At 38.3% G+C, this 12,659-nt stretch carries 10 protein-coding genes; 6 read left to right on the top strand and 4 right to left on the bottom strand.

What is annotated here, in order from left to right:
• Positions 1-84 precede the first annotated feature (84 nt).
• Positions 85-528 (top strand): hypothetical protein, encoded by a 444-nt coding sequence (locus BUL40_RS04285; RefSeq protein ID WP_080318207.1) that lies wholly within the window; start codon positions 85-87, stop codon positions 526-528.
• 134 nt (positions 529-662) lie between these two features.
• Positions 663-1,364, top strand: a complete 702-nt coding sequence (locus BUL40_RS04280) for an energy transducer TonB (protein ID WP_176465444.1) — start codon at positions 663-665, stop codon at positions 1,362-1,364.
• 73 nt (positions 1,365-1,437) lie between these two features.
• Here BUL40_RS04280 and BUL40_RS04275 read toward each other — a convergent pair whose 3' ends face one another.
• The 4 genes from BUL40_RS04275 to BUL40_RS04260 form a co-directional block, all read right to left on the bottom strand.
• Positions 1,438-3,858, bottom strand: coding sequence for a sodium-translocating pyrophosphatase (locus BUL40_RS04275; protein ID WP_080318205.1), 2,421 nt, complete (start codon positions 3,856-3,858; stop codon positions 1,438-1,440).
• 138 nt (positions 3,859-3,996) lie between these two features.
• Positions 3,997-4,545, bottom strand: coding sequence for an inorganic diphosphatase (locus BUL40_RS04270; RefSeq protein WP_010518302.1), 549 nt, complete (start codon positions 4,543-4,545; stop codon positions 3,997-3,999).
• A gap of 70 nt (positions 4,546-4,615) precedes the next feature.
• Positions 4,616-7,111 (bottom strand): DUF5686 family protein, encoded by a 2,496-nt coding sequence (locus BUL40_RS04265; protein WP_080318311.1) that lies wholly within the window; start codon positions 7,109-7,111, stop codon positions 4,616-4,618.
• A 145-nt stretch (positions 7,112-7,256) separates the two neighbouring features.
• On the bottom strand, positions 7,257-8,237 hold the full coding sequence (locus BUL40_RS04260) for a pyruvate dehydrogenase complex E1 component subunit beta (RefSeq protein WP_010518307.1): 981 nt from the start codon (positions 8,235-8,237) through the stop codon (positions 7,257-7,259).
• A gap of 161 nt (positions 8,238-8,398) precedes the next feature.
• Here BUL40_RS04260 and BUL40_RS04255 point away from each other — a divergent pair, with 161 nt between their 5' ends.
• From BUL40_RS04255 to BUL40_RS04240, 4 genes are all read left to right on the top strand, one after another.
• On the top strand, positions 8,399-9,145 hold the full coding sequence (locus BUL40_RS04255) for an electron transfer flavoprotein subunit beta/FixA family protein (RefSeq protein ID WP_010518310.1): 747 nt from the start codon (positions 8,399-8,401) through the stop codon (positions 9,143-9,145).
• Positions 9,146-9,172: 27 nt separating this feature from the next.
• Positions 9,173-10,141: an electron transfer flavoprotein subunit alpha/FixB family protein gene (locus tag BUL40_RS04250; RefSeq protein WP_010518311.1), complete on the top strand. Its 969-nt coding sequence runs from the start codon at positions 9,173-9,175 to the stop codon at positions 10,139-10,141.
• A 91-nt stretch (positions 10,142-10,232) separates the two neighbouring features.
• Entirely contained in the window at positions 10,233-10,862 is a 630-nt protein-coding gene (locus BUL40_RS04245; protein WP_080318204.1) for a bifunctional nuclease family protein, read from the top strand.
• A 10-nt stretch (positions 10,863-10,872) separates the two neighbouring features.
• A complete protein-coding gene (locus BUL40_RS04240) occupies positions 10,873-12,324 on the top strand; it encodes a NupC/NupG family nucleoside CNT transporter (protein ID WP_010518313.1) in 1,452 nt (483 codons plus the stop codon).
• The last annotated feature ends 335 nt before the right edge of the window (positions 12,325-12,659 follow it).

Below are 12,659 nucleotides of genomic sequence, written 5' to 3'. Positions count from 1 at the left end.
AATAGCTGCATTTAAACGAGTTACGCTTATAATTTTTTCTTCTAGACCTAATTTTGTTACAGAAATTAATGACAGAAGGAATAGATGTTAAGTATAAAACAATCCCCCTATTATCACCGTGCTTTTCAAGAACTTAATTATGCGCATGGCGATTATTATTTGTTTGAGCATTTTATTATTGCAGAAATTAAGGAAGATATAATCTTTAACTGGAATGAACATGCCAAACATGTAGTGGCAGAAATTTCAGACTTATATGAAAACAACGGTAAAGACCTAGTTTATATTTCTAACCGGGTGAACAACTACTCCGTTGTACCAACAGATTGGGTACATTTTTTCAAATATCAATACAATCTAAAGGGATATGCCGTAGTAACATCCAAAAAAGGAAAAGCATGGTATAATAGTCTTTTGGAAAAAATGTTCGTTCGCAATCAAATGCAAACATTTATGGATTTGCACGAAGCTATTGAATGGGCAGAAAGTCTTTACCAAGCAAAAAAGGCGTTACGCTCAGCAGTTTAAGAAACCAAACTAACTAAATATAAAACCCTGTCAACAACTACTTTACTCAGTTATTGGCAGGGTTTACTCATTATTGGTTTTATCCAAAACAAATGCCTACTACATTAAAGACACTAATTCTAAAATTAAGTGTCATGAATGTAAAAAAACATCCAAAAATTCAACTAGAACCGCTTAGAAATTTGTTTTTTGTTAGTGGTTTAGCGTTAATTCTCTGTTTAAGCTATCTAGCTCTTGAGTGGAAAACATACAAGCCCTTACCCCGATATAAACAAATTAGCACCCAACTTACTCGTCTAGACGAGACTCCACCTATTACCTATCATACATTACCAGAACCACCTAAAAAAAGCTATACGGCTCCTACAATTATAAAAATTGAAGCGGACGACGGAGGTATAATTGAAGACTTAATTGAAATACCCAGCACAACAACCAACAACATTTTGGCTGTTAATCAGATTACGGTAATTGAAGAACCAGAGGATGAAATAATTCCCATAAACGTAGTTGAGGAGGCTCCTATTTTTCCTGGATGTGAAAATGCGACCGACAAAAAGGCCTGTTTTCAAGAAATGATGCTACTACATGTAAAAAACACGTTTAAATATCCTGAGCAAGCCATAGCCATGAATTTGCAAGGTAAGGTCCATGTTTTATTTACTATTGATAAAAAGGGGACAATCACCAATTTACAACTACGTGGACCTCATAAAATTTTAGAGCAAGAAGCAAGCCGAATTATGGCGAAATTACCGCCCATTAAACCAGGAAAACAAGGCGGAAGACCCGTTAAAGTTCCGTTTTCCATACCAATTACCTTTAAACTGCAGTAAATAAAAGAAGCCACCTTTTAAGAGGTGGCTTCTTAAATAACTTGGGGAAGTTACTTTGTAGTACATAAATATACTATTCTATTTTTAGTTCTACCTGTTCTAAACTTTTAAGTTTAGCTTTTACCTCTTCCTCAGTTCCTGTGAATACTTTTTCTGTTGCCTCTCCATCTACACTAGAGGTAACAGTAGCAGTAACCGTACCATCCTCGTTCTTAAGCATTTCTACTTTTACTTCTTTCTGTTTTGTTTGCGCATCCGAAAAATGGATTTCTTCACCCGCATTTAATTCATGGCGATTTCCATCTTCATCAATCCAAACTCTTTTTTCAATATTCACGGCCATTTCTGAACTATCAGCGCTTACTGCTATACTTGGTGCAATTACCAAAGCAACCACACTCATCAACTTTAAGAGTATATTTAAAGAAGGTCCAGATGTATCTTTAAATGGGTCACCAACGGTATCCCCAACAACTGCCGCCTTATGTGCATCTGTACCCTTACGGCCATCACTTTCTATAGTTTTTTTGGCGTTGTCCCAAGCACCACCAGCATTAGATTGAAATATTGCCATTAAAACCCCGCAGGTAGTAACACCTGCCAATAGCCCACCTAGCATTTCTGCACCGCCAATAAAACCAATTGCGACAGGTACGGCGATAGCCAGTAAGCCCGGTAATACCATTTCCTTAATAGAAGCTTGTGTAGAGATGGCCACACATTTATCATATTCCGCCACACCATCAGCTGCATCAAAAATAGCACGCTGTTCTGGAGTAGCTTTGGACATATCTGTATCTACCGCACGCATAACTTCAAGAGCTGCTTTTAACTGTGGTATGTCTCTAAATTGCCTTCTAACCTCTTCTATCATGGCCATTGCCGCCCTACCTACTGCATTCATGGAAAGAGCAGAGAATACAAAAGGTAGCATGCCACCAATTAACAAACCGGCCATTACCGTAGGTTTAGACACATCTATTCCGGTTACGCCAGCTGTTTGCATAAACGCTGCAAACAAAGCAAGAGCGGTTAAGGCAGCAGAAGCAATGGCAAATCCCTTACCTATGGCCGCCGTAGTATTACCTACAGCATCTAACTTATCTGTACGTTCACGTACTTCTCCCGGTAATTCTGCCATTTCTGCAATACCACCAGCATTATCAGAAATGGGCCCATATGCGTCTACCGCTAATTGTATACCCGTATTGGCCAACATACCAACGGCCGCTATGGCAATACCATATAGACCCGCAAAATGATGGGATACCAAAATGGCCGCAGCAATTAATATAATTGGAAACATAGTAGACATCATACCTACGCCCAAACCAGAAATAATATTGGTAGCTGCCCCAGTCTCGGATTGGCGCACAATACTATTTACCGGCTTAGTACCGGTACCAGTATAATACTCGGTTACCTTACCAACGGCCAAACCAGCAATTAAACCAGCCAAAACGGCTATAAATACTCCTAAAGAACCGTATTCTACACCGTTGAAAGACCAACTTTCTGGCAGCATCATATTAATAATAAAGTAACAAGCTACCAGCATTAAACCAGCAGAACCAAATTCACCAATATTCAAGGCTGTCTGTGGATTGCCCCCATCTTTAACCTTTACAAAAAAGGTTCCAACAATAGACATTAAAATACCTACGGCAGCAAGTACCAGAGGAAGATATACCGCTCCCAAACCATCAAACGAAGATTGGAATGCTGGTATTTGCGTAAATGCAGCACCCAATACCATTGTACCAATAATAGAACCTACGTACGATTCAAATAGGTCTGCACCCATACCGGCAACATCCCCAACATTATCGCCAACGTTATCGGCAATGGTTGCAGGGTTTAACGGGTGATCCTCAGGAATACCCGCTTCTACCTTTCCAACCAAGTCTGCTCCAACATCTGCCGCTTTGGTATAAATACCACCCCCAACACGCGCAAAAAGCGCAATAGAAGAGGCTCCTAAAGAAAATCCGGATAAAACATTTAGCACTTCGCCCAAAGCCCAGCCCTGACCGCTATATACCATGAAAAGGCCACTTAATCCTAAAACCCCAAGACCTACAACACCAAGCCCCATAACGGCACCGCCTGCAAAAGCCACCTCTAAAGCTTTACCCAAAGAAGTTCTTGCTGCTTGCGTTGTACGCACATTTGCCTTTGTTGCCACTTTCATTCCAATAAAACCAGCCAATGCCGAACAGATAGCACCCACAATAAAGGAAACGGCGACCATACCATTGGAGCCTGCTTCATTGCTCCCTTTGAAAAATAATAAAATGGCAACGGCCAATACAAAAACACTTAGTATTTTATATTCTGCTTTTAAGAAAGACATGGCCCCATCTGCAATATTCTTGGCAATACGTGCCATTTTCTCATCGCCCACATCTTGTTTAGAGACCCATCCGGATCTAATAAAAACATACAACAGTGCCAACACACCAAATGCCGGCAAAAAATTCACAAGTTGCTCCATAGTTTTAAATCAGTTTAGTCAGTTAATTATTATTCTGTTAATTTTTTAAACATCTTCTAAATGTAAGCAATTGTATAGGAATAAAAAAAGCCATCTTTTTAAAGAAAAGATGGCTTTTTTGTTTTAGTGTGTAAGAACTTATATCATAAATGTTCTATTGGCTTTATGTTCGCTATTCTCATAACGCTCTACACATTCTTGGTAAATCTTAATTGCTTCTTGGGCATCTCCCCAACCACCAGTATCTACTTTTTTCTCTTCTAAATCTTTATAAACCGCAAAGAAATGCTCTATTTCCTTCATTCTGTGCGGGTTTATTTCACTGATGTCCTTTTTTCTATTCCATACAGGGTCGTTCACCGGTACACAGATAATTTTTTCATCCGGTCCTTTTTCATCTGTCATATGAAACACGCCTATAGGACGTACTTCCATAACTACCATTGGAAAGGTAGGTTCCGTACCTAATACCAATACATCTAACGGATCTTTATCTAAAGCCAGGGTTTCTGGTACAAAACCGTAATCCCCAGGATACATCATGGAAGAAAATAATGTTCTATCAAAACGGATTTTATTCAAGGCAAAATCATACTCATATTTGTTTCTACTACCTTTTGGGATTTCGATAAGAACATCAAATGTGACTGTGTTTTTTCCTTTATTTTCTCCTGCTTGCTTAGCCATATTTTAAATTTTAGGTTGCAAAAGTAACGTAAACAATGGATTTCTATGTTAATTGTAGTTCAATTATTGCTTAAAAATTGAACCCAAACGTACCTGTTACGCCAAATGGACGTGCATTTGGGGCATCTAAATAATTTCCTCTAAAATTAAAATCGATTCTCAAGATTTTAAAAATGTTACCCACGCCAAAAGAATACTCATAGTACGGTTTGTTTTCTGGGGCCAATAACGGAATGTTCGTGGGAGAACTCAACCTAACATTTTCCTCTGAAATACTGCCCCATGCAGCCCTTATGCCAACTATTTCCCTAAGGTTTAAATCTCGTAACCAAGGAACCCTTGAGAACAAACGGCCATTGAAATTGTGTTCTAAATGTAGCGTTGCATACGTATCTGTAACAAACTCATAGAAATCTAAGTTTGGAAAAGTATTATACAAAGAGAATATGGTTTGGTTACCGGGAACCACGCTAAGTAATCCTAAAGGTACCTCGCCAAAGGTCTTTCCAAGCTCTACGGTACTTAACAGTCGTCCAAAACCTCCCAATTGCCATGGTTGGGTATAGGAAAACTGAAGGCGCTCATAATCAAAATCGCTTTCTAGAAAACCCTTGGCGCCTTTGGTATAATTCAATACTAACGTACTAATATCATCATCAACATCATAACGCTCTACCCCGTAACCAATAACCCGTCTACCTGGTGTATAAATTAATGTGGTGTTGATATCGAACTGTTTAATTTCAGATGAAATTCCAGTATGCGAACTGTCGTCTAGATAATCCAAACTAAAGCTATTGGGAAGTGCAGAACTTAGTGTTCTAAAAGACGCTCCTACCCTAAATCTTAAATTCTTTACCGGCTCTGCCTCTAAATTTAAAACCGAAAGGTTGATGTTGGTTAACCTATCATTATTGCCTACGGAGACCAAGGAAGAAGATGCAATACTCCTACCTAGCACATCTGTTGTACTGGTTAAGCTTAAACCCAATTGTTCTATATCCCTTCTATTGCCTCCAGAAAGGATAATTCTATTTTTACGATCTAACAATACTTTACCAGAGATTCCGTACTTAAATTTTTTGTCATCAAACCCATATGCGGTATAAGCTTCTAACCGCCAAGGATCATTTTGACCAAAATATGTACGTGCACCGCCCCTAACTCTAATACCTTCTGCATCGTTTATACCAAAAGTGCTGTACAAATCACCTATATCCACATTCCATTTATCAATTTCTATGTAACCAGAACCCAATACACTGGCAATGTTATAATAGGTTTTGAATTTAGGTACTGTTTTAAGGGTATCTAATAACTTAAAAATGCCTTCCTCATCATCGTTTAATTGCTCTAAACGTGCATTTTTCCAGAAAAGGCTATCGCGTTCAAAAACCCTTGGATCATAAGGATCCGCTTTTGCCTTATAAAAATCTACAGGTCTTTCTAAATTAAAGCTGTAATTATCATATACCGTAGTACGTTTACCATAAACGCCCTTGGACTCCTCTTTTTTACTAAAAGCGAAGTCGGTTAACATGTAATCCCGCTTTAAAAGAAACACCGAATCACTGACCACCTCAAAGTCTTGCTCTATATAAATATCTTTCACCCAATTTATATTGGCACTTTTGGTTACGGCTAGATTAATTTTTTTCACGGCAAAACTGGTATCCGCTACCCAAAAATCTCCCTTAAAGGTTAATTCATTCTTACGTCTTGGGTAGTAGATTATGTTATAACACCATTTATTATCTATGTAACTACTATCTGCCAATACATAATTGTAGGTATCAACACCTGTTTTAGATAGTGGGCTGGTAAAACTTTTGTCGTAGAACTTAAGGTAATTATTATAAATATCGTAGTCTGAATAAAGGTCTTCTATAAAGGCTGTTATAGCTTGGTTTCCAGCAAAACCAGAACTTTTATTACCCAGAACATCTTCTTTTTCTGCTTTAATTTGATTGTTCCCGTAAACCTTGGAAAAAACTTCGTTTAAAAACATGGGCAGGTAGGTCTTTCCAGTAATTCTAGAGGTATCTAAATCCTCGAACATAAACTCCAATCCTTTAAACGCCTTACTCTTAATTAAAGCAGAGTCTATGGTATTCAAATCAAACTCTATCTTTTCATATTTATCGTATTGATAGCTTTTGTATTTATACACCCCGTTTTGCCTTTTTTTAGCCCAAATTTTCTTGAGTATTTCTATTGCTGGATTGTTTTTTTTAGATTGTTTACCCGTATATACCACAACCTCATCTAACTGTTCTGCGGATTCTTGCAAAACAATTTCCATATCGTACGTGACCCGTTTATCCAAAGCAATTTCTTTGGTTTCATAACCAATATAGGAGACCAATATAGCGGAATAGGTATTATCTGACTCCAAGTAAAACCGCCCATCATCGTTAGTAATAGTACCTTCAGACGCCGCTTTAAATAAAATGTTTGCAAAGGGCACCCCTACTCCATCTTGATCCACCACAATACCACTAATTTTAGTTTGTGCCAGACCAGAAACAGCAAATAAGAAGAAAAGATATAAAAGGAATTTCTGCATGTAGTATACATTTTTTGGAATTGCAAATCCCAAATCCACAATTGGTTTACTAGTTTTTAATCGCAAGGTTCAAAAACCATTCCTTAAAAAAGAAAAGCCCCATCAATCTAAATTGAAGGGGCTAATATACCGTACTTAAACGGTTTTAGTCTTTATATAACACTTTATTAACAGCCTTGATAACATCGTCTTTGTTTGGCAACCATTCTGCCAACAAAACTGGGGAATAGGGTGCAGGTGTATCTGCAGTGTTCAATTTTACAATAGGAGCATCTAAGTAATCAAATGCTTTATCTTGTACGTGATAAATAATCTCTGTTGCCACATTTCCAAAAGGCCATGCTTCCTCTAAGATTACCATTCTATTGGTTTTCTTAACAGATTTTATAATAGCGTCTATATCCATTGGGCGTACCGTTCTAAGATCTATGATCTCACAAGAAATACCCTCTTTCTCTAATTCATCTGCAGCTTTGTAGGCCTCCTTAATGATTTTACCAAAAGAAACAATAGTAACGTCTGTACCTTCTCTTTTAATATCGGCAACTCCTAATGGAATAGTAAATTCACCTTCTGGCACCTCTCCTTTATCGCCATACATCTGTTCAGACTCCATAAAAATTACGGGATCATCATCTCTTATCGCAGCTTTTAATAAGCCTTTAGCATCTGCAGGGTTAGAAGGCACCACTACCTTTAGCCCCGGACAGTTGGCGTACCAACTTTCAAACGCCTGGGAATGCGTAGCGGCCAACTGACCAGCCGAAGCTGTTGGCCCCCTAAAAACAATTGGACAATTAAACTGTCCGCCAGACATTTGTCTAATTTTGGCAGCGTTATTAATAATTTGATCTATACCTACCAAAGAGAAGTTGAAGGTCATAAACTCAATTATAGGTCTGTTACCGTTCATTGCTGAACCAACACCGATACCCGCAAAACCAAGTTCGGAAATTGGCGTATCCAAAACACGTTCTGGACCAAATTCATCCAACATTCCTTTAGAAGCTTTGTAAGCACCATTGTACTCGGCCACCTCTTCTCCCATTAAATAAATGGTGTCGTCACGTCTCATTTCTTCGGACATGGCTTCCGCGATAGCTTCCCTAAATTGTAGTGTCTTCATATATAAATGGAGTGGTTTATTAAAAATGCAAGCAAAAATAGCAAATTAAACAGGAACCCTTAAGTCAAAAAAAGTAAAAAAACATAAAAATTTATTATGCATGCATAATAAATTTAGGAAAATTAGCTATCTTTACGAACGTAATAAATTAACCTAATACTATGAAAATATTAGTTTGTATAAGTAATGTTCCTGATACTACATCTAAAATAAACTTTACGGACGGCGATACCAAGTTTGACACAAATGGGGTTCAATTTGTGATTAACCCAAATGACGAGTTTGGTTTAACCCGTGCCATGTGGTTTAAAGAAAAGCAAGGTGCCACCGTACATATTGCAACCGTAGGTGATGCCAGCGTTGAACCTACAATGCGGAAGGCTTTGGCCATTGGTGCGGATGAAGGCATTAGAATAGATGCCGTACCAACAGATGGTTACTTTGTTGCCACACAGTTGGCAGAGGTAATTAAAAAAGGTGCGTATGACCTAGTTATAGCTGGCCGGGAATCCATTGATTATAACGGTGGTATGGTGCCTGGTATTTTGGCAGCCATGCTAGGCATGAACTTTGTAAACACATGTATTAGTTTAGAAGTTGAAGGTTCTACTGCCACCGCCGTGAGAGAAATAGATGGCGGAAAAGAAAAAGTTAGTACTTCTTTACCTCTAATTATAGGTGGCCAAAAAGGTTTGGTTGAGGAAAGTGATTTAAAAATACCAAACATGCGTGGTATTATGATGGCCCGTAAAAAAGCCTTAAACGTGGTTCCTGCATCTGATAGCAACCCACTAACCAAGGATCAAACTTTTGAAAAACCAGCCGCTAAAGGCCCTGTTAAGTTAGTAGATGCGGGCAACGTGGCAGAATTGGTTTCTTTACTTCATAACGAAGCCAAAGTAATTTAATCCATTTCATCAATTTAAAAAGTACACATGTCAGTTTTAGTATATACAGAATCAGATAAAGGAAAATTAAAAAAGAATGCTTTTGAAGTAGCTTCTTACGCCTATGATGTAGCCTCAAAAATGGGAACAACGGTTACCGCCGTATGTTTTAACGTAGAAGATGCATCAGAATTGGGTACTTACGGAGTTAGCAAAGTATTGAATATTAGCAACGATCAATTAAGCACTTTTAACGCCAATGCCTATGCTAGTGCCATACAACAAGCATTGGAAGCAGAAGCGGCAAAAGTTGTAATCATCAGCTCCAGTGCAGACGCCAAATTTTTAGGCGGATTGTTATCTGGAAAGCTAAGTGCAGGTTATACCCCTAACGTGGTTAGCGCACCAGACAGTGCTAGCCCGTTTGTAGTAAAGCGTACCGCCTTTAGCAATAAAGGTTTTGCCCACACCGAAATAACAACGGAAGTTAAGATTGTTGGGGTATCTAATAATGCCTATGGGGTTATAGAGAACCAAACAACTGCCGCTGTGGAATCTTTTTCTCCAACTATTAGCGATGCTGATTTAGGCGTAAAGTCTGTAGAAGTAGATAAAGTTGTTGGTAAGGCTACAATTGCAGACGCAGATGTAGTTGTTTCTGGAGGAAGAGGACTTAAAGGTCCAGAAAATTGGGGAATGGTAGAAGAGCTTGCCCAAGTACTTGGTGCAGCAACAGCTTGCTCCAAGCCGGTATCCGATTTAGGTTGGAGACCGCATAGCGAACACGTAGGACAAACCGGTAAACCAGTAGCCAGCAACCTTTATATAGCTATTGGTATTTCTGGTGCCATACAACATTTAGCAGGCGTAAGCGCCTCAAAAACCAAAGTTGTTATTAACAACGACCCAGAGGCACCCTTCTTTAAAGCTGCCGATTACGGCATTGTAGGAGATGCTTTTGAAGTAGTACCGGAACTCATAGAAAAATTAAAAGAATTTAAAGCTCAAAACGCTTAAATTTTGTTAATTTGCCTTTTGGAAGCGGCTGTTCAGATTCGGTTTAGGCCATATTTTTGAACAGCCACTTTTATTTTAGGCAAAAGTTTATATGAGTTTAGTACGATTAAAGATTAAGGGGATATCTTATAGCCAAACCCAAAATGGCGCCTATGCCCTAATTTTAAATGAAGTAGACGGAGACCGAAAACTCCCCATTGTAATAGGCGCTTTTGAAGCACAATCTATTGCTATTGCCTTGGAAAAGGAAATAAAACCACCCAGACCATTAACACATGATTTGTTTAAAAACTTTTGTGATCGCTTTAGCATACAAGTAAAGCAAGTTATAATTCACAAATTGGTAGATGGGGTTTTCTATTCAAGCATAATTAGCGAAAAAGAAGGACAAGAAGAAATTATAGATGCAAGAACCAGTGACGCCATTGCATTGGCCCTTAGGTTTAACGCCCCTATTTTTACCTATAAGACTATCTTGGATAAAGCAGGAATCTTTTTGAAATTTTCCACACAAGAAAAGGAAGAAGAAGACAGCGATGAAAGCATTTTAGTAGATGAAATTCTTCAAGAAGGCGAAACCGTAGAAATTGATTCGAACCCAACTGGTGCTTACAGAGAAATGTCTTTAGAAGAACTTCACAAAGAACTGGATAAGGCCGTAGCCAAAGAAGATTACGAAAAAGCGGCTAAACTGCGAGACGAAATATCCAAAAGAAAATAATCTTTACTTTATGAAACCAACCAAGATTTGGTGTCTGTTATTATTAGGCTTGTTTGTCTTGCCGTTAACAGCACAGGAACCCGTGGTTATAGACAGCTTGGCTAATAATTTACCTAACGTTGGTCTTAACACCACCTCGGCAGATTTGGTTCCCAATCAAGGTTTTACCCTTAAAACATTGCTTAGAGGCATTTTGGGTATGGCTGCCTTAGTACTAATTGCGTTCTTATTTAGTGCCAACAGAAGAGCAATAAATTGGAAAACCACAGCTATTGGTCTTGGCATACAACTATTAATTGCCATAGGCGTATTAAAAGTTAAATTTGTTCAAGTAATTTTTGAAACCATTGGTTCCGTATTTGTAAGTATTCTAGATTTTACACGAGCAGGTAGTCAGTTTTTATTTGAGGGGCTTGTAGTGGATATGGATACATTTGGCTACATATTCGCTTTTCAGGTATTACCAACCATCATATTTTTCTCCGCTCTAACCTCTGTCCTTTTTTATCTTGGTATAATACAAAAAGTAGTAAAAGGGCTAGCATGGCTCCTAACAAAATCTTTAGGTATTTCTGGTGCAGAAAGCCTGTCTATTGCCGGTAATATTTTTCTAGGACAAACCGAGGCTCCCTTACTTATAAAAGCCTATTTAGAAAAAATGAATAGGTCTGAAATTTTATTGGTTATGGTGGGTGGTATGGCCACTGTTGCTGGTGCGGTTTTGGCCGCGTATATTGGATTTTTGGGTGGAGACGACCCAGAATTACGCCTCATATTTGCAAAACACTTACTTGCAGCCTCCGTAATGGCCGCTCCCGGTGCAATTGTAATTTCAAAAATTCTATATCCACAGACCGAAACAATCAACACAGATGTGCAGGTTTCTCAAGACCGCATTGGAGCCAATTTTTTAGATGCTATTGCAAATGGTACCACAGAAGGATTAAAACTTGCCGTAAATGTTGGTGCAATGTTATTGGTATTTGTCGCTTTTATAGCTATGATTAATGGCATACTAGGGGGTGTAGGGGAATATACCACCTTCAACACTTGGATATCTGCAAACACTCCTTATGATTCTTTTTCATTAGAAGCTATACTAGGAACTGTTTTTGCACCTTTAATGTGGCTAATTGGCGTAAACAATGAAGATGTTATGTTAATGGGGCAATTGTTGGGTATAAAACTGGCAGCTAGCGAATTCATAGGGTACATTCAATTGGCAGAGCTAAAAAATGTGGCCAATAGCGCACATTTCACCTATAACAAATCGGTAATAATGGCTACGTATATGTTATGCGGATTCGCCAACTTTGCTTCTATTGGCATCCAAATTGGAGGTATTGGTTCTTTAGCACCGGGACAACGAAAAACCTTATCCGAATTTGGTATGAAAGCGGTTTTAGGCGGCTCCTTAGCCTCCTTACTTTCCGCTACCATTGCTGGTATGATCTTAGGTTAAAATAAGTACTTGGTTTTTCTACACACCACAGCCAATTAGAAAGACTTTAGATTCTATTTTTGGGGGGCTTTTCACTCGAAATAATGTAGCTATTCTAGATTGTAACCGTTGTTTTGAGAGGAATAGCTACGCTATGTCTTTAAAATCTGTTTTTACACAAGAAGTTTGAATAAAAATCAATGGTCAATCCATCTTAAAAAATGACATCAGGATTTTTAAAAACTCCCTTTTCACCTATCATCCAAAAACAACTAATTCTACCCTCCTCCCTTAGCTTTCGTAATTAAATTTCTAGTTAATAAAAAGTGTATAATACTTTAGAACAAAAATAAATT

The sequence above is a fragment of the Croceivirga radicis genome (genome assembly GCF_002072105.2).
GTDB classification, from domain to species: domain Bacteria; phylum Bacteroidota; class Bacteroidia; order Flavobacteriales; family Flavobacteriaceae; genus Croceivirga; species Croceivirga radicis.
This window is presented reverse-complemented; position numbering and strand designations above follow the sequence as displayed.